Origin of the sequence: Methylophilus sp. Leaf416, assembly GCF_001424665.1 — a bacterium.
In the GTDB taxonomy this organism is placed as follows: Bacteria; Pseudomonadota; Gammaproteobacteria; order Burkholderiales; family Methylophilaceae; genus Methylophilus.
Genome location: NZ_LMQS01000004.1, coordinates 438,552 through 460,548 on the forward strand (window position 1 = coordinate 438,552; position 21,997 = coordinate 460,548).

Annotated in this window: 16 protein-coding genes and 1 tRNA gene; 14 read left to right on the top strand and 3 right to left on the bottom strand. The window is 49.4% G+C overall.

Going from position 1 to position 21,997, the window contains the following annotated elements:
• The 3 genes from ASG34_RS11775 (at position 1) to ASG34_RS11785 (ending at position 2,771) form a co-directional block, all read left to right on the top strand.
• Positions 1-1,695 carry a potassium channel family protein gene (locus ASG34_RS11775; protein ID WP_055830721.1) on the top strand — a complete coding sequence of 565 codons (1,695 nt, stop codon included), beginning with the start codon at positions 1-3 and terminating at the stop codon, positions 1,693-1,695.
• A gap of 181 nt (positions 1,696-1,876) precedes the next feature.
• The gene (locus ASG34_RS11780; protein ID WP_055830723.1) at positions 1,877-2,452 is read left to right on the top strand and encodes a hypothetical protein; all 576 of its coding nucleotides are present in this window, start codon (positions 1,877-1,879) and stop codon (positions 2,450-2,452) included.
• Between the two features lie 10 nt (positions 2,453-2,462).
• Positions 2,463-2,771 carry a hypothetical protein gene (locus ASG34_RS11785; protein WP_055830724.1) on the top strand — a complete coding sequence of 103 codons (309 nt, stop codon included), beginning with the start codon at positions 2,463-2,465 and terminating at the stop codon, positions 2,769-2,771.
• 142 nt (positions 2,772-2,913) lie between these two features.
• Here the strand turns inward: ASG34_RS11785 and ASG34_RS11790 are convergent, their stop codons facing one another.
• The 3 genes from ASG34_RS11790 to argS all read right to left on the bottom strand — a co-directional run bounded on the left by ASG34_RS11790 (position 2,914) and on the right by argS (position 6,012).
• On the bottom strand, positions 2,914-3,552 hold the full coding sequence (locus ASG34_RS11790) for a thiol:disulfide interchange protein DsbA/DsbL (protein ID WP_055830725.1): 639 nt from the start codon (positions 3,550-3,552) through the stop codon (positions 2,914-2,916).
• A gap of 113 nt (positions 3,553-3,665) precedes the next feature.
• On the bottom strand, positions 3,666-4,256 hold the full coding sequence (locus tag ASG34_RS11795) for an SPOR domain-containing protein (RefSeq protein WP_055830726.1): 591 nt from the start codon (positions 4,254-4,256) through the stop codon (positions 3,666-3,668).
• Between the two features lie 97 nt (positions 4,257-4,353).
• On the bottom strand, positions 4,354-6,012 hold the full coding sequence (gene argS / locus ASG34_RS11800) for an arginine--tRNA ligase (protein WP_055830728.1): 1,659 nt from the start codon (positions 6,010-6,012) through the stop codon (positions 4,354-4,356).
• Between the two features lie 59 nt (positions 6,013-6,071).
• Between argS and ASG34_RS11805 the strand changes: the two genes are divergently transcribed.
• The 11 genes from ASG34_RS11805 to ASG34_RS11855 all read left to right on the top strand — a co-directional run bounded on the left by ASG34_RS11805 (position 6,072) and on the right by ASG34_RS11855 (position 21,349).
• Complete coding sequence (locus ASG34_RS11805; protein ID WP_055830730.1) at positions 6,072-8,345, top strand: primosomal protein N'; 2,274 nt, start codon at positions 6,072-6,074, stop codon at positions 8,343-8,345.
• A gap of 142 nt (positions 8,346-8,487) precedes the next feature.
• Complete coding sequence (locus tag ASG34_RS11810) at positions 8,488-10,203, top strand: ShlB/FhaC/HecB family hemolysin secretion/activation protein (RefSeq protein WP_055830731.1); 1,716 nt, start codon at positions 8,488-8,490, stop codon at positions 10,201-10,203.
• Positions 10,204-10,392: 189 nt separating this feature from the next.
• Complete coding sequence (locus ASG34_RS11815; RefSeq protein WP_055830732.1) at positions 10,393-14,388, top strand: two-partner secretion domain-containing protein; 3,996 nt, start codon at positions 10,393-10,395, stop codon at positions 14,386-14,388.
• A gap of 127 nt (positions 14,389-14,515) precedes the next feature.
• A tRNA-Gly gene (locus tag ASG34_RS11820) sits at positions 14,516-14,589 on the top strand.
• A gap of 11 nt (positions 14,590-14,600) precedes the next feature.
• Positions 14,601-15,461 carry a bifunctional hydroxymethylpyrimidine kinase/phosphomethylpyrimidine kinase gene (thiD, locus tag ASG34_RS11825; protein WP_055830738.1) on the top strand — a complete coding sequence of 287 codons (861 nt, stop codon included), beginning with the start codon at positions 14,601-14,603 and terminating at the stop codon, positions 15,459-15,461.
• A complete protein-coding gene (thiE, locus tag ASG34_RS11830) occupies positions 15,445-16,071 on the top strand; it encodes a thiamine phosphate synthase (protein ID WP_055830740.1) in 627 nt (208 codons plus the stop codon). Before thiD ends, thiE begins: the two co-directional genes overlap by 17 nt.
• Positions 16,072-16,197: 126 nt before the next feature.
• On the top strand, positions 16,198-17,568 hold the full coding sequence (gene mpl, locus ASG34_RS11835; RefSeq protein WP_055830742.1) for a UDP-N-acetylmuramate:L-alanyl-gamma-D-glutamyl-meso-diaminopimelate ligase: 1,371 nt from the start codon (positions 16,198-16,200) through the stop codon (positions 17,566-17,568).
• An 18-nt stretch (positions 17,569-17,586) separates the two neighbouring features.
• Entirely contained in the window at positions 17,587-18,531 is a 945-nt protein-coding gene (locus tag ASG34_RS11840) for an energy transducer TonB (protein ID WP_055830744.1), read from the top strand.
• Positions 18,532-18,616: 85 nt separating this feature from the next.
• Entirely contained in the window at positions 18,617-18,931 is a 315-nt protein-coding gene (locus ASG34_RS11845) for a (2Fe-2S) ferredoxin domain-containing protein (RefSeq protein WP_055830746.1), read from the top strand.
• Between the two features lie 10 nt (positions 18,932-18,941).
• A complete protein-coding gene (locus ASG34_RS11850; protein WP_055830748.1) occupies positions 18,942-20,198 on the top strand; it encodes a biosynthetic peptidoglycan transglycosylase in 1,257 nt (418 codons plus the stop codon).
• A gap of 44 nt (positions 20,199-20,242) precedes the next feature.
• Positions 20,243-21,349, top strand: a complete 1,107-nt coding sequence (locus ASG34_RS11855) for a pseudouridine synthase (RefSeq protein WP_055830750.1) — start codon at positions 20,243-20,245, stop codon at positions 21,347-21,349.
• Positions 21,350-21,997 lie beyond the last annotated feature (648 nt).

Consider the following 21,997-nt stretch of genomic DNA (forward strand, 5'->3'; position numbering starts at 1 on the left):
ATGAACCTCAATCAGATCATTTTCCTGATTTTGCGGCGCATGCGTGCGCCGCTGTTGATGGTGATCATCAGCTACGCCATTGCACTGATTGGCTTTGTGCTGATTTCCGGGATTGATGATCAAGGCCGACCTTATCACCTGAGCTTTTTCGATGCATTTTATATCCTGAGCTATACCGCCACCACGATAGGTTTTGGCGAAATCCCCTACCCGTTCACCGGTCACCAACGCATGTGGATGACCTTCTCCATTTATTTCACTGTGATTGCCTGGTTTTATGCCATCGGGGCGATTATTGGTTTGTTCCAGGAGGCTTCCCTGCAGCAGGCAATCAAAACCGCCAGATTCCAGCGCGATGTCTGTAATCTGATGGAACCTTTTTACCTGATTTGCGGCTATGGTGAAACGGGCAGTGAGCTGGTGCGTGCGCTGGATAAAAATGAACTACGGGTAGTGGTACTGGAAATCAATCCCGAACGGATAAATGAACTTGGCATGAATGAATACCAGTTCTATGTGCCCCATTTGTGCGCAGATGCGAAATTGTCAGAAGTTTTGCTATACGCCGGAATCAAAAATCCTATGTGCAGGGGCGTGGCGGCATTAACTGATGACGATCATGCCAACCTGGCCATTTCAGTGGCAGTGAAATTGATCAAACCAGAGCTGCCGGTGCTGGCCAGGGTAGAAAATGATGTGGTGGCGGCCAATATGGCATCATTCGGTACCGACCATATTATCAATCCATACAAGATTTTTGGTGAGCATTTGGCGATGCGCTTGAATGCGCTGGGCACTTACCTGTTGCACGAATGGCTGACCAGGGCACCGGGCGATGCGATAGAACCACCGGCGGCGATCCCTAAAGGCAAATGGATTGCCTGTGGCTTTGGCCGTTTCGGCAAATCGGTAGTCAATAGCCTGCAAAAGGATGTTGTGGATGTCACCATTATTGAAGCGGATCCTAAAGGTACCCAATGCGAGCACTGTATTGTTGGCAGCGGCGTAGAGTCACATATCCTCCAGCAAGCAGGTGTGGAGCAGGCAGTTGGCATTGTGGCTGGGACTGACAATGATATTAATAACCTGTCGATCGTCATGACGGCGCAGGAGGTGAATCCGGAATTGTTTGTGATTATCCGCAAAAACAAGCGTCACAACGACCCCTTGTTCCAGCACTTTAATGCCGATATCACCATGCAGCCGAGTGACGTGATTGCGCATACCTGTTTGTCTTATATGGTCTCACCGATGCTGGCTGAATTCCTGGCGACTGCACGGCATCAAACCAATGCCTGGGCCAATGCGGTGATTGCTCAACTGGTTTCCAAATTAGGCGAGCAAGTGCCGGATACCTGGGATATCACGATAGGAGACGAGATGGCTTTTGCCGTGTGCGCGTTGATGCGGCAAGGCCTGCAACCTACCCTCAAACATCTGGTGACGAGTCCTTCCGGCAAGCGGCACGAAATGCCGGTAGTACCATTAATGCTGGTGCGCGGTGAGCAAAAGTCCATGTTACCGGAGCTTTCTACTCCGCTGCAATTGGGCGACAAGATCTTATGCTGTGGGATGGACCAGGCAAAGTCGATACAACGTTACGTCATGCATGACATCAAAACCTTGCATTACATCGTCACCGGCACCGAAATGCCAGAAACCTGGATAGGTCGCTGGTTAAAATCAAAAAATTAAAGTTTTAAAAATCAACAATGTAAAATTAATATGGTGAAGTTTTGTCAAATTCACAAAGAATTCACACCCATCAGATTTAAATTTTCGGCATGATTGAATTTTTGCTGAAACAAATAATAGCAACATCTCCGCACCGAGTGCGTTTTCAAAGTGGGGATCGTTCCTGAATTTTGAAAGCTGTATGACCGAGTTACTGATAACCTCCGCCAAGGGTGCGCTTAAAACCCAACCTGTTTTTCTGCTTATCATCCTATTGAGTTTGACGGTGGCGAGTTATCTGAATAAAGGATTCAATAGCATTACACAATCACTACTTTTTGTTGCAGTAGTGCTTATAGCCTACAAGTTTCGGCGGTGGTATATAGACTCCAAAAAGCGAGTCTTGATCAATAAAGCCAGCAGGGAAATAGAAGTGATTACTTATACTATTTTTGGCACTCGGCTTCATAAACGCTATCCAATTATGTATTTTGGCGCTATCAGATCTTATATTTCATTAGGTAACAGAGCGAAAAATGTGGTCGAACTCGTCACTAATGATGGTGCCCGTAGTTTGCACCTAACGGCTTTTTTATCGAGTGGTGCCAGGAAATTCTGGTCGTCTAAACTTGAAACTGAAAATCCCGAAGCGGCAAATTTAGTCACTACGGTTGCCAGTTTTATCCCTGTGCAAAACCTCGGCTTTGTTGGGCATCATATTGGCAAGCTGCCAGTAGAAAAAGCCAGAAATAGCTTCTTTAAAAAGATATTCAAATGATTTTGATGTCATGATCCCCATCTACACGCCACAAACTGAGTCTGAGGTCGCGGTTATTTCATCCATGCTGGATGCATATGAAATTCCGTATTACATACGGGGTGGTGCTTTTAGCAAGCTTTACCCTGGCTTGCAAATAAAAGACTACAACATGCAAACCTTTATGGTGCCAGATGAGTTTCAAGCGTTTGCACTGGAATTATTAAACGATTTTATTAATCCAACACCGCAGGAAGAGGCTGTTGAAACACAATTTTCCATCACCAGAGTTTTAAGGGTATTAATGGAAATCACCTTGATGGGCTGTGTTTACAGGTAAGCGCTGGAATAAAAATAAGTCAGAAGACAGTCAAAGCTCTGATGAATAAATGAGTTTCTCTCTCAGCAACAGGAGAGCGTTTTTAAAGACGCAAGCCAACAAAAAGCCCTGCAAATGCAGGGCTTTTATTTCAAGCTAAGGCTTATTTCTTGGCTTTATCTTTGCGAACATTGTTGATAATAAAATCCGCAGTTTGCAGAGCAGCATCATTACCGCCCGCCATTGAGCTACCTGTAATATATTTGCCGTCAATCACCAGACTAGGGACACCAGTCGCACCAGAAGCCTTGAAAACTTGCATGGCTTTATTCAATTGCATATTGGTAGCAAAAGATTTAAAAGCTTTTTCAACCTTGATTTTGTCCAGCCCGCCTTGCTTGATGACCCAGTCAATCGTCGCTGCTTCATCCGCAGGGTTCAATGTTTTGCTTTTATGGATCGCATCAAATAATTGGCTATGCAGTTTATCTAATACGCCCAGTTCCTGCATGGCGTAAAAGGCCTTCGCCATCGGCGCCCAGCCGGCATTAGGCAACGCTGGTACACGCTTGAAATATACGTCTGCTGGTAGTTTTTTAACCCATGCTTCCAGCGGTTGTTCCATATGGTAACAATGCGGACAGCCATACCAGAAAATTTCCATCACTTCGATTTTGCTTGGCTGGTCAGTCGCAATTTGTTGCGTGACCTGGTCAAACTGTACGCCCATTTGTGGGTCCGCTGAAACTGCAGTGGAGGTCAGTCCGGCCAGCAGCATCAAACTAAACAACATTTTTTTCATAAAATTAGCTTCCTTGTTCGAAAGTGATGTTTAACTTATCTGATAATTTACAAACTGATGATTTAACGTAGCCAGGTAACAATGCGATGACAGCCCAAGTGTAATGGCTGTGATTAATGTGCAGAAGACTCGATATTGACCTTGATCAGATTGGCCTGGAATCCATTGGTTTCGAGGTCATGGCTGATTTTACTGATTTTGGCCAAATCACGCAGCGGACCAATGCGCACCCGGTGCATGGTACCTTTATTAGGAATATCAGCTGTCTGCACAAACGCTTCAAAGCCGACCAAAGCCAGGCGGGTTTTCAGGTTGTTGGCATCATCTTCTTTGGCGAATGCGCCGACCTGGATGAAGTAACTTTCCTGCTTGATGGTCGGGTTCTTTTTGACCTGTTCTTCACTGATTTTGCTCTCGGTGTCTGGCAAAATGGTGTAAAAATCAAACTTGTTCGGGTCTTCAATCGCCGCGCTGCCGGGTTTGACTTCTTCTTCAGTGACGGTGTTTTTAATCGGTAATTCTTGCTGGCCTTCGTCTTTTTTAAAGGCACTGGAGAAAGGGCTATGATCGCCCTTGATATAAATGATCAACGCCACTGTGAGGGCGACACCCAGGAAAAGCCCTACCAGCAGGCCGTTAAAAAACGAGCTGCCGCTACTTTTAGATTTGGGCTTTGCTTGTGAGGGTTTGTAATCGCGACTCATGTGTACTATTCAACCATTCAATTCGGTGAGTTATTCCAACTAATCAATTTTCATCTCATTCAATTAAGCAATGCTAATGCGCTTAATGCTGACGGGCTTACATTTTATCCGGCGCACTCACACCCAACAGGTACAAACCGTTACGTAGTACGGTGCGCGTAGCGGTGATCAGTGCCAGACGTGCCTGTTTAATTTGCACATCATCCACCAAAAATTTGGTGTCATTGTAATAACTATGCAGGGCACTGGCTAGTTCTTTGAGGTAATTGGCTACCATATGTGGCGCCGACGCCTGGCAAGCAGTGACCACTACTTCCGGGTATTGGCTTAAGGCCTGCATCAATGCGGTTTCGGCAGCACTCTCCAAAGGCGAAAGATCTGCATTTGCCAGAGTGGTGCTATCGCCAGCCCATTGATTAAGCACACTGCAAATCCGCGCATGCGCATATTGAATGTAATACACCGGATTGTCGTTGGTTTGCGCACGGGCCAGGTCAATATCAAACACCAGTTGTGAATCTGCACTACGCGCGGCCAGGAAATAGCGCGTGGCGTCACAACCCACCTCTTCGATGAGGTCACGTAAGGTGACATAACTGCCGGCGCGTTTGGATAATTTAACTTCTTCACCACCACGCATCACGGTGACCATCTGGTGCAGGACGTACTCCGGCCAGTCTTGTGGAATGCCGGTATTCAATGCCTGCAAGCCGGCGCGTACACGCGTTATGGTGCTGTGGTGATCGGCGCCCTGCTCGTTAATGACGCGCTTGAAACCACGGTTCCATTTTTCGCGGTGGTAAGCGACATCGGGTACAAAATAAGTATAACCACCTTCTTTTTTGCGCATGACGCGGTCTTTGTCGTCGCCGAAATCGGTAGTGCGCAACCACAGCGCGTCATCCTGCTCGTAAGTGTGACCACTGCTGATTAACGCTTGGACCGCATTTTCGACTTTGCCTTCGGTGTACAAAGCACTTTCCAGCGAAAACACATCGAATTTGATCTGGAAAGCCTGTAAATCGAGGTCTTGCTCATGGCGTAGATAAGCCACGGCAAACTTGCGGATGGATTCGGCATCATTGACATCGCCGCTGGCTGTCACCGCCATATCGTCAGCGGTAACAGTTTCCTTCGCCAGGTAAGCCTTGGCAATATCGCCAATGTATTCGCCTCGGTAACCATCTTCAGGAAAGCGCGCATCGTCAGGCGCAATGCCAAGGGCGCGGGCATGCACTGACTTGGTCAGGTTATCAATCTGCGCACCGGCGTCGTTGTAATAAAACTCGCGTGTCACATCCCAGCCATTGGCATCCAGCAAGCGGCACAGGCAATCGCCCACCGCTGCGCCACGGCCATGGCCTACGTGCAGCGGACCGGTCGGATTCGCGGAAACGAATTCGACCTGCACTTTTGCCTGCTGGCCTGAAGTATTGCGGCCAAACGCTTCGCCTGCCTGGAAAATATTTTTGACAATGTCCTGCTTGCTTTGCGCAGAAAGGAAGAAATTAATAAATCCAGCACCCGCGATTTCCACTTTACTGATCACGCTATTGGCAGGCAGGTTATCAATAATGGTTTGTGCAATCGCACGTGGATTCTGCTTGAGAGGCTTGGCTAATTGCATGGCAATGTTGCTGGCGAAGTCACCGTGCTCGGCAGATTTTGGCCGCTCAAGAATGATATTCAGGCTGGAGGTGTCTTCCACCAGCGGAGTCACCGCTTGCAGAATCAATTCTGTGATCGTTTGTTTCAAGGTTAAAATGGTGCGGAATAGTCAAACCGCCATTTTAACCTAATAAACCACTTTCACCCATGTGTTCCGCAGCCCTTTCCACTCAGGTCACCTCACCCGCCCGCATTGTCCGCGTGGTGCTGGATGTGCCATTGGATCGCCAGTTTGATTACCTGAACCCGGGTTTGGATATCCGTGAAGGTAATCGCGTGGTGGTGCCTTTTGCCGGGCGGCAACTGATCGGCATTGTGATGGCATTGCCTGCGCAAAGCGATGTACCAGAACACAAGTTGAAAGCGGTGATCCAGGGTTTCGAAGATGTGCCGTTCGATGCCGCCACGCTGAAATTATTGCGTTTTTGCGCGGATTATTATCATTACCCATTCGGCCAGACGGTGCTTTCCAGTTTGCCCTTGCGTTTGCGGCAAACCAAACCTGCGGTTTCACGCAAAATGTGGGTATATGCATTGGCGCAACCGGTACCTGAAGATCTGGTCGGCAAACGCCAGTTGATTCTTTCAAAATTGATTACTGTGTTGCAGCAGCATAAAGAATGCAGCGAACGTCTACTAGCTGAAGTGTCTTCGGGTTGGCGCAAAGCCATTCAACCCTTGCTTGAAACCGGACTGGTGAGCAGGCGTGAAGTATTGGCGATACGGCCTTCCCTGCCCGCCTCTGACCATGAACCGGTATTGAATGAAGAGCAGGCCCATGCGGTTAATTGCATAGTGAAAGACTTAAGCCGCTTCCAGCCTTGGCTATTGTTTGGAGTCACAGGTTCAGGAAAAACAGAAGTCTATATCCGTTTGTTGCAAGCTGTATTGGCTGAACCTGAATCCCAGGTATTAATTATGGTGCCGGAGATCAACCTCACTCCGCAATTGGAAGGACGTTTCCGGAGCAGGTTGAGCCAATTCCCATTGGTGACTCTACACAGCCACTTAAGTGAGAGTGAGCGCTTGCAACATTGGCAGGCAGCACAGTCTGGCGAAGCACGTATTGTGATTGGCACGCGCTTAAGTGTGTTTACGCCTATGCCTCATCTTAAGCTGATGATTCTTGATGAGGAGCACGACAGCTCGTATAAGCAGCAGGATGGCATGCGCTACCACGCGCGTGATGTGGCTTTGGTGCGGGCAAAACAATGTGGGATTCCGGTAGTGCTTGGGAGTGCAACGCCATCGCTGGAAAGCTGGTACAACGCGATTGGCGATGTAGAAAAATCCAAGCACCCCAATAAAAAACCTTCCTACCGATTGCTGACCCTCAATCATCGTGCAGCTGCACAGGCGCAATTGCCGCGCATATTTTGTGTAGATACCACGCACTCACCGCCCGAAGCCGGATTAACGCCGCAATTAAAACAGGCGATCACGCAACGCCTTGAGCGTGGTGAACAGAGCTTGCTGTTTATCAATCGCCGTGGCTATGCGCCGGTGCTGCATTGCTCTGCCTGCCAGTGGCTGGCAGATTGCCGCCGCTGTTCAGCCAAAGTGGTGCTGCACCTGCGGCAACGGCTTTTGCGCTGCCACCATTGCGGTGATGAGCAGCCTGTTCCCCTGCAATGCCCGAGTTGCGGTAATCCGGATTTACGTCCGGTAGGCCAGGCGACCCAGCGGGTAGAAGAAACCTTGCAACAGCTTTTTCCTCAGGCGCGAATTGCCCGCGTTGATAAGGATACGATTCAAGGTAAAGATGCACTCACCGAGGTACTGTCTGCAGTGCATGCCGGAAAAATTGATATTCTCATCGGCACACAAATGTTGGCCAAAGGTCATGACTTTGCCAATCTCACCTTGGTAGGGGTGCTCGATACCGACAGTGCGCTATACAGCCCGGATTATCGTGCCAGTGAGCGCTTGTTTGCCCAGCTGATGCAAGTGTCCGGGCGAGCAGGACGCGGCGACAAACCGGGCGAGGTCCTGATACAAACCGCTTTCCCGCAGCACCCATTGTTTGGCGCTTTACAACAGCAAAACTATGCCGAATTTGCTGACAGTTTGCTGCAAGAGCGCATCACGCTGCAATTTCCCCCAGCTGCTTACATTGCCGTCATGAAAGCCGAAGCTGCTGACTATGCGCTGGTGGAGCAATTTTTAACTGATTTGACGCTGTCCGCACGTGAATTTATCGCGCAGCAAGGGGGTGTTTTGTCTGAAAAGCCGGTGATTTACGACCCCGTGCGGCCAGTCATTGCCCGCTTAAATCGCATGGAGCGTGGCTATGTGATGATGCAGTGCACGCAACGCAATCCCATTCAGCAACTTTTGCATGCCGCAGTTGCTTGGGCAAGGCAGCATCCCTTGCAGGCAAAGATACGCTGGGTGGTCGATGTAGATGCGCTGGATTATTGATTTTGCAGGGTTTTTACAACAATTAAACAGTCCCGCCAGTAAAAATTGTAAAATATTGTAGTCAATACGTTGAACTTTGTATCGTAAATTTCACAGTGCGATATGATAAGGGCTTGATTAAAGGGTGTAAGAAGGAAAAATTTTGAAAAAACAAATAACTCGTTGGAGTGTAGTCAATTTGTTGGCTGTAGGTTACACCATGCAAGCTTTCGCTGGTGGTGTGCAATTACCGGACATACAAAATATCCAACAGAACTTGCCAAGGCCAGTGTTCCCGCAGCCTGCGCCGATTATTCAGGTGCCTGAAGAAACGCCCGCGCAAGAAAAGAAACAAAAAAAATCCAGCCTCAAGATTGTCGTCAAAGAATTTAAGTTTTCTGGTAACAAACAATTCACAAGTGAAGAGCTGGCTGCGCAAGTTCAATACCTGACGGGCCACGAAATTGGCATGAAAGAACTCAATGAAGCAGTCGGCACTGTGCGCAATTACTATCGCCAGCGTGGTTTTTTGCTCACGCAAGTCTACTTGCCCACCCAGGATTTGCAGAAATCCACTGAGACAGAATCTGTGGTTGAGCTTTCTATTCTTGAAGGCACCTTGGGTGAAGTGAAAGCAGAAGCTGGTAAGGGCCTAGATCAGGAATATTTTCAGTCACTTTCCCAATATGGTCTGGAAAAAGGCGAAGTACTCAATGAACGTAATCTAGTGCGTAACCTGATGGTGATGAATGGCCTGCCAGGTATCCAGGTTACTTCGCAGCTTAACCCGGGTGAGGCAGTTGGTAGTTCTGACGTTGCTGTCTCAGTTGAGCCACGCGTTTCATACAGCGGTTTTGTGAGTGCTAATAATTATGGCAACCGTTTTACCAATCGCGAAACATTGGGCTTTGGCCTGGCAGTGAACAACCTGAGAGGACGTGGTGATCAGCTGGCAATGGTTGGTAAGTTTTCAAACGATGGGGGACAGCGCTCGCTAAGTAGCCTTTATTTCACTCCGGTGGGTGATGCAGGAACGATATTGAATGTGGCGTACAGCTATGTTGATTACAAGCTTGGCAAAGATTTTAAAATTTTCGATGCCTCTGGTGATGCGCATTATTTCTATGGTTCTCTGGAGCATCCGCTGTTGCGTGAAACCAAAAAAGGTATTGCATTCAAAGTCGGTAGCAATTACAAAATTCTGGATGATGATGTAGATTTTTTCTTGATTAATAATCGACGTGATATTGCCAGCCTTGAGCTAGGCCTAGTCGGTGACTGGATCAATGAAAGCGGTAGTGTGGCTTATCAGTGGGGAATTATCCTGACGCAAGGTAATGTCTCTTTTAAAGATGGTGCTGCCAAAGCGAATGACAGAGACCAGCTGAATACTCAAGGAAGTTTCATTAAATGGAACTGGACATCGAGCCGTACCCAAGTGTTTGAAAATGGCATTAACTGGATTGTCCGTGCGGATTATCAAGGCACTGACAGTAATCTGGATATTGCTGAAAGATTCGGTATTGGCGCGATTAACCGTTGGAGACAGTACTCTGAGATTCCGAGCCAGGCTGACCAGGGCTGGATGGTAGGCACCGATATCCGCAGAACATTTGTTTCAACGGCTGCAGATGTAGTCCCTTATATTCAATCTGTGACACCATTCGCGTTTTACGACGCAGGTCGTGGCAGGCTCAATCACGATCCTGCTGGCGGTGATAATCATGTCCGGTCAAATCACATAGGTGTGGGTACGGATATTCAATTCCCCGCACAGTGGATATTAACTACCACTTATTCTCAGCAAAAGCGAGATCTTGATGGTGCTGCCAGTGACACTGAATATCAATTGTGGGCGCAACTGCGTAAAAACTTTTAGATCGTTGCAAAGTCGCTTGGCAAGTTCATAATACAAAATATATAAAATAATTAATCTTGGCCCATTAGTCATACTGGGCTACAGACAAAAAAAACATCCTGAATCAAACTATTGATTATCAGGAATAAGAGAAGTTATGGAAGACCACTGATCCTAAAGGATCAGTGGAATGCCTTTGAGGAGAATGTCATGAAAGCAGCATCCCTAAACCACGTTTATCGTTTGATCTGGAGTAAGGTTCAACAAGCATGGGTCGCCGTTGCCGAAGGCACACGTACTAGCGGCAAGTCTTCATTGCATGGCCAAGTGAATGACTCTAAAGAGTCAGGCAAATGCATCTCTTCAAGAGAAGTATTTTTTACTTCAGATACAAAATGGCGTGTAGCGATTGCAACTGCTTTCGCTGCAACTTTAATGCCTTTCTCATCATTTGCGGATACAAATGTGGTTGCTGGCGTTGTCGCAGGTGACCTCAGTATCAAAGACATCAGCGCTACTCATACTCAATATACCCATACGGCCAACGTCAATATTGTTAATTTCTACAAATTCGGTGTGCTTGAAGGTCATCAGCTGGATGTAGTCATGCCAGATGCTGGTCGAGCACTGTACCGTGTGCTTGGAAATAGCGCTTCGGAAATAATGGGTAAATTAAACTCTAACGGCAGCCTGTTTTTGATTAACCAGAATGGTGTTTTGTTTGGTCCAAATGCTGAAGTTAACGTTGGCAATATTGTTGCATCTACATTAAATCTCTCTAATGACGATTTCCTTAAGGGCCGCTACCATTTTACCGGGGGCGATACTGCCGGGAACGTGATTAATAAGGGCGCAATCAAAGCCGCTGACGAAGGCTATATCGTCATGCTGGGTAAAAAAGTTGAAAACGCAGGCACACTGGTTGCGAGTAACGGTAGCGTGGTATTAGCCTCTGCCAAAGAAGCAGTGCTGGATTTTTACGGTAATGGCCTGGTAAGAGCCAACTTGACGGCCGAAGCTGTTGAAGGAATCGTAAAAAATAGCGGATTGATCCAGGCAAATGGTGGCATTGTGCAATTAGCCACGAATGCCCGCTCTGCTGCAATTAACGTCACCGGCATCATCGAAGCTAACCAACTGGTTGAGCGCAATGGCGTGATCCGCCTTGAAGGTGGCGATAACTCCAAGGTAGAAGTTTCCGGTAAATTGCTTGCCAAAGGTGAAAATACGTCTGGCGGCACCATTGAAGTCACCGGTGAGCAGGTCGCCTTAATGAATGGCGCTTTGCTTGATGCTTCCGGCGATAAGGGCGGCGGTAAAGTTCTGGTAGGTGGTGATTATCAGGGCGGAAATGCTTCTGTGTATAACGCCAGAACTACATACATTGCGACTGGCGCGACGATCAAAGCAGACGCGATTAAAGAAGGTAATGGCGGTAAAGTGATTGTATGGGCAAACCATGCTACCCGTTTCTATGGGTCTATCTCTGCACAAGGTGGCTTGCTGGGTGGTAATGGCGGCTTCACAGAAGTTTCTGGTAAGAATTACCTGGACTTCGCAGGGCGCGTCAATCTTTCAGCTGTGAATGGTGACCGGGGTACTTTATTACTTGACCCTGAAAATATCACACTGGTGAATGGACCGGCGTCCAACACCTCGGGATTCCAGCCAGGAGTGGATAATCAGCAAGCCTATACTGACAATTCCGGCCAAGACAGTGTGTTCAATGTTGGTGCAGGAGGCAGTTTTACAGGTGTAGGTAACAATGCCAATATCGTGCTGCAGGCCAATAAAGACATCAATGTGAATTCCGAATTTAATCTGGGGACTGCTACAGGAAATACTGATGTGAGTCTAACCCTATTGGCTAAAAATGATGTTAATTTAAACGCCAACATTATTGCTGATGGTGCCGGATTCGTGGCTATCACTGCAGACTCTGATGGCAATAACACCGGTAACTTGAATCTGAAAGCCGATATCGTGACTGATAAAGGTGTGGTATCCCTGGCAGGTGCAAACATTATCCAGACCAACGGTAGTGATGTCACCACCAATGGCGGCATGGTCATGATCGGCTCAAACGGCAATGTCAACCTGGGCGACATGAAAATCAATACCTATGATCAAAGTGCCGGTTCCACGCGTGCCACCGGTGGTAATGTACTGCTGCTAGGTACAAATATCTCTATGTCGGGTGAAATCAATACAGCGAATCCTGCGGCCAGCGGCGTGACTTATAGCGGTGGTCAGGGCGGTAATGTAGGTGTGATCTCCTTCAACAATATTGATCTTGGAGATACCAAAATCAATGTGGCAGGCGAATCTACCACTGCCACAACCATACCGGTGAACGGCTCTAACATGGCCATTTCAGGCAATATCATTATCGGTGCCAGCAACAATCTCACCATGAATAACGGTAGTCTGAATACCAACGGCATGGGTCAGACAGGCGCAGGTACAGATGTGAATTTCACGGGTAACGTTGTCGTGGCCGCCAATGGCAATGCAAACCTGGGTACTACTCAAATTGATACTTCCGGTTCGACACCTGCAAACAGTAATGGCATCAACGGTGGTGCCGCCCTGTTGACAGGCCAGAATGTGACAGTTGGTAATATCAATACCAACGGGTCTGCTCCAACCAGCGCCAACGGCACTGGCGGTGCTGGCGGTCAGGTCGTCGCCATCGCTAACAACGGCAGCGTTAAAGTTGGTGATATCACTGCTGGCGGTGCCGCTTCAAATGGTACCGGCAATGCAGGTAACGGTGGCAACGTGAATCTGACTTCTGTAGGCGGAACGGTAACCCTACAATCCATCGATACCCGTGGTGGTGTGGCTGGTGGGTCAGGCACCTCCGGTAATGGCGGTACTGTTGATATCAACGGCAATGCGCTGATCGCAATCAATGCAGTGATTGATAGCCGAGGCGCCACCGGTGGTAATGTGAACTTTAACGGCACTGTGGATTCCGTAGCGGCAGGCAATCGTGCGCTGACTGTGAATACCAACGGCACAACCAACTTTACGCAATCCGTAGGCGCAACCAAAGAACTGGCAAGTTTGACGACGGATGCCGGCGGCACTACCGAGATCTTTGGTTCCACCATGAAAACCACAGGTAACCAGACCTACAACGACAGGGTTAACCTGCATACCGCTACCACATTTGAGACCACAGCTGGCGGCAACGTGGCTTTGAATGATGTGATCAACGCTGCAGGTAATGCAGTGATTGTGAAAACCGGTACTGGCGACTTTACTGCTAACAATGCTGCTAACCAGTTTGCCTCAATCCAGGTGGTGAATGGACGTAATGTGAGTGTGCGGGATACCGATGACATCACTGTTGAGTCTGCAGACATGACAGGTGACTTGCTGGTGCGTGCGGCCAGAGATTTGACGCTCAATGGCAACATAGTTACTACAAGTGGCACCGCGACCGCAGTGCAGCTGGTGGCAGAGCGTAATTTTAACAATGCTGGCAATGGCTCGATTTCAACCGGTGCTGGAGGCAGATGGCTGGTGTATTCAACCAGTCCAGTAGCTGATACTCGTGGTGCTGCACTGACAGCTAGCTATGATTTCACGCAATATAACGCCAGTTTTGGTGACACCATTCTGGGTGCCAACGATGGATTTGTCTACAAGGTCGCACCTACTGTGAACGTGACATTGAATGGCACAAGTACCAAGCCATTTGATGGAAATAATACGGTAACAGACTTGTCCGGTCTCAATGTTAATCTGTCAGGTTTCTTTAACAATGACCAGGCTGGTGCCGCAACCCCTATCACTGGGGCAACATTTGATAACCCATCAGTCGGTACCAATAAACCGATTGCCGGAACCTATGACCTGAATGCTCCGGGTGTGATTGTGACTGCAGAGGGTAAACAGGTGTATGGTTATCAGTTTGTTGAAACTTCTAATGCCACAGGCAGTATCACTGATACCGGGGGCGGAACACCGCCAGCACTGGGTTTCGCTTCTCCCCGTGATGATGCCGGCTTGGGTGGGCTGATCCCTAATAATCCGATATTGAACACGATGTTCATCGTTTCTCTGAACCCTGCTGCTGGTGATGAAGAAGATTTAGATGCGATCGCTTGTCCTGCCAACGAAGACAGTCTGGGCAGTACGCCTATCCTGAATTCAGGTGTGAAACTGCCGGATGGCGTCAGCTCGAATTGTATTTAATTCAGCTCGCCTAGTTTAGTGGCCTCATTAAAGCCGGACAGTTGTCCGGCTTTTTCTTTATGGCGGTGACATTTTGTTTTGTGTGCTTAGCCAACCAAGTGAAATACAAGTAAAATAATGGCTATTCGCGGCTGTAGTTCAATGGTAGAACGCCAGCTTCCCAAGCTTGATACGCGGGTTCGATTCCCGTCAGCCGCTCCAAAGGAATTTTCATGGCTAACACTCCTCCAACCGTTCTTACATTTGCAGCAACAGACCCCAGCAGTGGTGCCGGTGTGCAAGCCGACATTATGGCGCTTGCCAGTATTGGTTGCTATCCACTGTCAGTGATTACCGGTATCACGGTGCAGGATACCGTGGGCGTGGAAAGCGTCATGCCGCTGGATGCTGACTGGATCAATGACCAGGCGCGTACCATTCTTGAAGATGTTTCCGTAAGCGCATTCAAGCTGGGTTTGCTTGGTAGCGTAGAAAATGTCGCCATCATCGCCGAAATCGTCGCAGATTATCCTGATGTGCCGTTGATCATTGACCCTATCCTTACCTCGGGGCGGGGTGATGAGCTGTCTAATGAAGAAATGCAGGCGGCGATGTGTGAATTACTGTTCCCGCAGGCAACCTTGATCACGCCAAACAGCCTGGAGGCAAGACGACTCGCCTATTACGACGAGGGCGATGAAGTAAAGCATAGTTCGCTGGAAGAATGCGCGTTGCGCCTGCTTGAAATGGGCACCGAATACGTGATGATCACCGGCACCCATGAACGCTCAATTGATGTGGTCAACAGCCTGTATGGCATGCAGTTAAGCAATATGCCTGGCCTGATCAAGGACTATCACTGGGAACGTTTACCAGGAAGCTATCATGGTTCCGGCTGTACGCTGACCAGCGCGATTACTGCTTGCCTTGCACATGGTTTAAGTATTGAAGAAGCCGTGCATGAAGCACAGGAATTCACCTGGCAGACCTTGCGCCACTCTTTCCGTCCGGGCATGGGTCAATTTATCCCGGACCGGTTCTTTTGGGCACGCGAAACCGAGGAACAGGAAAAAGCCAGTGAGCTACAGCATTAACGGGCTCTACCTGGTCACGCCAGACTGTAACGATACAGAATTACTGTGTAGGCAAGTCAAACAGGCAATACAAGGCGGCGTATCCATCGTCCAGTACCGGCACAAAACTGCCAGTGACACATTAAGGTTTGAGCAGGCAAGTGCGCTGTTGAGCATTTGTCGCCAGGCCAATATCCCTTTTTTGATTAATGATCACGTAGCTCTGGCCATCAGCCTTGATGCGGATGGCGTGCATATTGGCCAGTATGACGGGGCGATCGCAGAAGCAAAGGCCTCGCTTGGTGTCGATAAAATCATAGGTGCTTCCTGCTACAATCGATTCGAACTGGCCGAGCAGGCGCAAGCCGCAGGCGCAGGCTACATCGCATTTGGCGCTTGTTACCCTTCATCCACCAAGCCAGATGCGCCGCGCGCTACGTTAGACTTATTCTCTCAGGCCAAGCGTTCGCTCTCCGTGCCCGTAGTTGGTATAGGTGGAATTACGCTGGAGAACGCGCCACCACTGATTGCTGCCGGTGCAGATGCGCTGGCAGTGATTACAGATATTTTCCAGGCCAGCGATATTTCAGCGCGCTGTCGCCAATACCTGCCATTATTTGCGAAAAATTGAGTTTTTCGCTGCCACTTTTGCTTCAGTCATGTCCGCTATCATTTTAAGCTGTAGCTTAATTAAAGCTTGTTTGGAATTAAAGCTTGTTTGGTAAAATGCATTCGTTAAATTGATTCGGTAAACTCTATGCATATTCACATTCTCGGTATTTGCGGTACGTTTATGGGCGGCATCGCCGTGCTCGCCAAAGCGGCCGGGCACCGTGTCACCGGGTGTGATGCCAATGTTTACCCACCCATGAGTACACAACTCGAAGCACAGGGCATTGAGTTGATCGAAGGCTTTGACCCCAGCCAGACCGCATTTAAACCCGATATGTATGTGATCGGTAATGTGGTCGCGCGCGGAAATCCTTTAATGGAAGAAATCCTCAATCAGGGCCTGCCTTACATTTCCGGCCCGCAATGGCTGGCTGAGCATGTGTTGCAAGGTAAATGGGTATTAGCAGTTGCCGGCACACATGGTAAAACTACGACTTCTTCGATGCTGGCCTGGGTGCTTGAATACGCCGGTCTGGCGCCAGGTTTTCTGATCGGTGGCGTGCCGGAGAATTTTGGGGTGTCTGCCCGTTTGCCGCAAACACCCAGGCAAGACCCCAAGTCTGTCTCGCCTTTTTTTGTGATTGAGGCCGACGAATACGACACCGCCTTTTTCGACAAGCGTTCCAAATTTGTGCATTATCGGCCACGCACCGCGGTGCTGAATAACCTTGAATTTGATCACGCCGATATTTTTGAAGACCTGCCAGCGATTGAAAAACAGTTTCACCATCTGGTACGCACTGTGCCGCAACTAGGCCTGGTGGTGGCAAACCAGCAGGAAAGTCTGGACCGCGTATTAGCGCGTGGCTGCTGGAGCGGAGTGGAACGCATAGATAGTGCTCAAGGCTGGCAAGTAGGCAATGTGGATGTGCAAGGACGTTTTGATGTATTTTTTAACGGTGAACGCCAGGGCAATGTCAGCTGGAACTTGATGGGTGAACATAACCGCAGCAACGCGCTGGCCGTGATCGCCGCTGCTCGTCACGTTGGTGTCGCGCCTTGTATTGCGATAGAAGCATTGAATGAATTTAAAAATGTTAAGCGCCGCATGGAAATCAAAGGCGTCGTTAACAACATCACCGTCTATGATGACTTTGCCCATCATCCCACTGCAATTGCCACTACAGTTGCCGGCTTACGTGCCAAAGTGGGCAAAGCCCGTATCCTGGCCGTGCTCGAGCCACGTTCAAACACCATGAAACTGGGGGTGATGAAGGACGCATTGCCGGAGAGCCTGCGGGAGGCCGATGCCGTTTTTTGCTATGCCAATCACCTGGGTTGGGATGCTGCGGCCGCCCTCGCTCCCATGCAAAGCAAAGCACAAACCTTTGATGATTTATCCCAATTAGTGCAAGCCGTCAGCCGCTTGGCGCAACCTGGTGACCAGATACTGGTGATGAGTAACGGCGGCTTTGGTGGCGTACATCAGCAATTACTACAGGCATTGCAGGGCTAACCAGGCGGCAGATGCCCTATGCGCTTTCGTGAACGTTCACCTCTGGTATGGGCTTTATGGTTTTCGCTGATCGCGCATGCAGTGTTATTGACGCTACATTTTCAACCTGAATTAAAAGCGCTTAAAGACCAGATTCCTTCACTCAAGGTGATGCTGGTGAACAGTAAAACCCGGCAGGCGCCTGAAAAAGCCGATGCGCTGGCGCAAGCCAATCTTGACCGAGGCGGCAATACCGATGAAAAGCGGCAGATGAAGAGCCCGCTGCCCAGCGTGCAGAAAATGCCGGCGACTACGCCGCAAGCCACAGAAGCTACTATGCAGCCGGCAGTGCCTGCCACGCCGCAAGATGCTGAGTTGCAGCGACACCAGCAACGGGTTGCGCAACTGGAACAGGAGGCACAGGCGTTATTGACGCAGCTTAAAGCGAGCCAGGTAGTAAACAGCGTACAAGCGCCGCCCTTGTCACAAACGCAGGCTGCCACCAGAAAGCCAACGCCACAAGCCCTGAATCAACCGGTGCAAACGCAACAGGAAATCATGGCCTTGCAGGAAATGGCAAAACTGGAAGCTTTGATCGCCAAACAGCAAGATGCTTACGAGATGCGTCCTAAACGGCAGTTTATTGGTGCGCGCACCCGCGAGTACCGGTTTGCCAACTACGTGGATCAATGGCGGCAAAAAATCGAGCAGGTAGGTAATCTTAATTATCCTGAAGCGGCGCGTACGCAAAAACTGTATGGAAAGTTGCAATTAACCGTGGCAATCCGTGCTGATGGCAGTATCGAAAGCATTAAAATCCAGCAGAGTTCTGGAAAGCGTCTGCTGGATGAATCCGCACGCCGCATTGTCCAACTCGCTGCGCCGTTCCCGGTATTTCCTGAGGGTATTCGCAAGGATACCGATGTGCTCAGCATTACCCGCACCTGGACATTCAGTAAGGAAGACCAACTTTCAACAGAATAAAGCGTCTAATCTTTTCTGTTGCAGGTCTTTTTCTGTGTTATTTTTCATTGATCATTATGTATGAGCGACACCAGAAAGTAATCTTATGAATCAAAGTCACTTTCAATATCACGTATTTTTTTGTCTCAACCAGCGCGAAAAAGGCGAAGACTGCTGCATGAACCGCGGCGCTGAAGCGGCCTTTGATTACATGAAAAAATCGGTAAAAAAACAAGGCCTGGCAGGCACAGGCAAAGTCCGCATTAACCGCGCCGGTTGCCTGGACCGTTGTGGCGAGGGGCCGGTGATGGTCATCTATCCGCAAGCAGTTTGGTATACCTTTGTTGATAATGAAGATATCGATGAAATTATCGAAAGCCATCTGCAACATGGCAAAATCGTAGAGCGCCTGGTGGTTTAAGGCTTTACGCATGCTGTTACTGTGGTTTAAAAGGCTGAGCGTCACGCTGCTGGTCGTCATGATCGTGACAGTGTTAGCATTGGCCGGCTGGATCTGGCAACCCTATGACAGCGAGGCCTGGCGCGTCAGACTGCCGGTGGCTGGCGGAGTGCAGGTACGTGTCGTGCCATTGTTAATGCTGGCTACTTCAGCACCAGGGCGCTGGTTGTTAGACAGGCAGGCATTTAATTTACACTACGGCGATATCCAGTTGTCCGACGAAAATGGGTTAAGGGCGCGCTGCAAACATTGCTGGATAGAAGCAAAATCCGTCAGCGACCAGCCAGTAGTCATCCCTATGGTAGAACTATGGCTGCGAATGGAACAGCAGCATATTCACGGCTACCTTTCAGTGGGTGACACCCAGCCGCTGTTTAAAATAGATTTCAGCGGCAAAGTCAGCATGCGCAGCTTGAAGTTGACATGGGTATTACCGCAAACACCCTTGCAAGCCTTGCTTACACCGTTACAGGCCCATTCCCCGGTGATACGCGATGCCATCGTTTCAGGTTCGCTATCCGCTTCAGGTACCCTGCGTTGGCCCAAGAAGGAGTGGAGCGCACAACCGCATTTAAATGCGATGGCTGTCTCCGGGCTGAATATAAGTGCCGCTACCACGCTACCTATACAATACGATTGCCCGTTACTGGATGAACATAAGCATCCGGAAAACATGCAATGGGTGTCCTACGAAAAACTCGGGCGCTGGTTGCCGGTGGCTGCCATCATCGCCGAGGATGCCGAATTCAAGCATCATCCCGGTTATGTCATGGCACAAATGCAGCATTTGTTAGGCAAGGAAAGCGCCGATAAACAGGTGGGTGGCAGTACCATTACCCAGCAATTGGCGAAATACATGTTCACTAACGGCGAGCGTACCTGGAAGCGCAAAATAGAAGAGTTGCTCTATGCCGTGCAACTGGAGTCTGCACTGACCAAAACCGATATCCTGGAGCTTTACCTGAATACGGTGGATTTAGGCCCAAGTCTTTGCGGGGCACATGCTGCCGCCCGCTATTATTTCGATCTGTCACCGGATAAATTGAATCCTATGCAGGCGGCGTGGCTGGCTGGCATTATCAGTAATCCGCATCGCGCCTGGAAAAAACAGTATATCCAGCAGCAGCCGGATTTAAAGCGCGCGGAAGATATCCTGCATTTTATGCCGCGCAGTGCACGTAAAGATCCGGGTAGCCTGAATTTTCGTCCGGTGAAAGCCGCCGGATAACTTACAATAGCACTTTATTTCCCAACCAAGTCGGGACCTGTATTTTGAGTACAATCAAACTGAATAAATCCCCTGATGGCAGTGACGAAGCACCAAAGCGTAGCAAACCGGTGCGTCGCGCCTCACCCACCTTGCGTGACCGCACACAACCACCGCCTAAACCTGCGCCTAGAACGGTTGAGAAAGCATCATCTGCCGACAGGCAAAATAGCCATACTGAAAAACCGGCGCGCCAGGACCGCAGCCGGCAAGAGGGCAAGCCAGGCGATAAATCCCATGCGCGTAAAGACACACGTAATGAACCCCGCAGGGAGTCCCGGAACGACTCTCAGCATCATTCTCGCAAAGAATATAACGCCGATCGCCCTGTACGGCGCGATGATGCTGCGCCCAGACGTCCGGTCGCACCCACAGATCCGGATGCCCAACCTCGTTTATCCAAAGTGATGGCGGACCGCGGCCTGTGCTCACGCCGTGAAGCCGATGACTGGATTGTCAACGGCTGGGTCAAGGTGAATGGCGAAATTATCGAGGCCCTGGGGACCCGTATAGACCCGGACGCCGAGATCATTATCAGCACCTATGCGAAGGAATATCAGGCGGAAAATGTCACCATCTTGCTGCACAAGCCGGTAGGTTATGTCAGCGGCCAGGCGGAAGATGGCTATGAACCCGCAGTAGTACTGGTGAAACCAGAAAATCAGTGGTCGGAAGACCCAACCCAGAAAACTTTTCACAGAGGTATTTATCACGGCCTGGCGCCCGCCGGACGGTTGGATATTGACTCCACCGGCTTGCTGGTACTGACGCAGGATGGTCGAATTGCCCGCGTGTTGATCGGTGATGATTCCAGTGTAGAAAAAGAATACCTGGTGCGGGTAGAGGGTGAGCTGAGTGCCAACGGCATGGCAAAATTGAATCATGGTTTGAGTCTGGATGGCGTACAGCTGAAACCAGCTAAGGTGTCGTGGCAGAATGAGGATCAGTTGCGGTTTGTATTGCGTGAAGGACGTAAGCGGCAGATTCGCAGGATGTGTGAGCTGGTGGGCTTGAAGGTGGTTGGTTTGAAGCGGATCCGCATTGGGCGGATTAGTTTGGGTAAGTTGCCGGCGGGGCAGTGGCGATACTTAGCGGAGCATGAGAAGTTTTGATGGGTTATGCGTGGAAGCAGTGAGTCGCCGCATCAGTTCGTCATTCCGGCGGAGGCCGGAATCCAGGCGAGGTGGATGCTTAGCTTGGGTTTAATCGAAGAGCTAATCTTGGGAGTGCGGTTAGCTTTTAATACGCATTGCTTCAGATATTAGGCATTTTATTTCGCTTCTCAGCGAGTTACTTTTCTTTGCATGCCCAAAGAATAAGTAACCAAAAGAAAAGGCACCCTAGCTTCCGCTTGTTTCCTGCGTTGCTCATCAACGTGGGCGGCCAACGAAACTCGCCCTGATAAGCCACACACAGCGTGGCTTATTGCGGAACTCGAACAGACGCTGGCCGAAGGCTCCCACGCTGACTGCGCTACTCGGCGCGTCAAATAGGGGCCCATTAAAAGCACACGCTTTCCATTTGAGTTTAATTCTATTGATTGCATCACGCTCAATCACTGTGAAAAAGAAACAAAAGAATTAGATTTATAAGAATTTGAGTTTTGTCTTCAAAGCTCAAAACGCACTTAGCGCCCTTTAACCTCACATGCCTAATCCATGTTTCATCGTGATGGGTTTAACCGGGCCCCTATCTGACGCGCCGAGTAGCGGAGTCAAAACAAGGAGGAAGGGAGCGTTTGTTTGAGTCCCGCAGCAGCT

Excerpts from the sequence above, each read along its gene's own strand:
- ASG34_RS11775 (WP_055830721.1), top strand. The coding sequence starts at position 1 with ATGAACCTCAATCAGATCATTTTCCTGATTTTGCGGCGCATGCGTGCG.
- ASG34_RS11780 (WP_055830723.1), top strand. The coding sequence starts at position 1,877 with ATGACCGAGTTACTGATAACCTCCGCCAAGGGTGCGCTTAAAACCCAA.
- ASG34_RS11785 (WP_055830724.1), top strand. The coding sequence starts at position 2,463 with ATGATCCCCATCTACACGCCACAAACTGAGTCTGAGGTCGCGGTTATT.
- ASG34_RS11790 (WP_055830725.1), bottom strand. The coding sequence starts at position 3,552 with ATGAAAAAAATGTTGTTTAGTTTGATGCTGCTGGCCGGACTGACCTCC.
- ASG34_RS11795 (WP_055830726.1), bottom strand. The coding sequence starts at position 4,256 with ATGAGTCGCGATTACAAACCCTCACAAGCAAAGCCCAAATCTAAAAGT.
- ASG34_RS11805 (WP_055830730.1), top strand. The coding sequence starts at position 6,072 with ATGTGTTCCGCAGCCCTTTCCACTCAGGTCACCTCACCCGCCCGCATT.
- ASG34_RS11815 (WP_055830732.1), top strand. The coding sequence starts at position 10,393 with ATGAAAGCAGCATCCCTAAACCACGTTTATCGTTTGATCTGGAGTAAG.
- thiD (WP_055830738.1), top strand. The coding sequence starts at position 14,601 with ATGGCTAACACTCCTCCAACCGTTCTTACATTTGCAGCAACAGACCCC.
- mpl (WP_055830742.1), top strand. The coding sequence starts at position 16,198 with ATGCATATTCACATTCTCGGTATTTGCGGTACGTTTATGGGCGGCATC.
- ASG34_RS11840 (WP_055830744.1), top strand. The coding sequence starts at position 17,587 with ATGCGCTTTCGTGAACGTTCACCTCTGGTATGGGCTTTATGGTTTTCG.
- ASG34_RS11845 (WP_055830746.1), top strand. The coding sequence starts at position 18,617 with ATGAATCAAAGTCACTTTCAATATCACGTATTTTTTTGTCTCAACCAG.
- ASG34_RS11850 (WP_055830748.1), top strand. The coding sequence starts at position 18,942 with ATGCTGTTACTGTGGTTTAAAAGGCTGAGCGTCACGCTGCTGGTCGTC.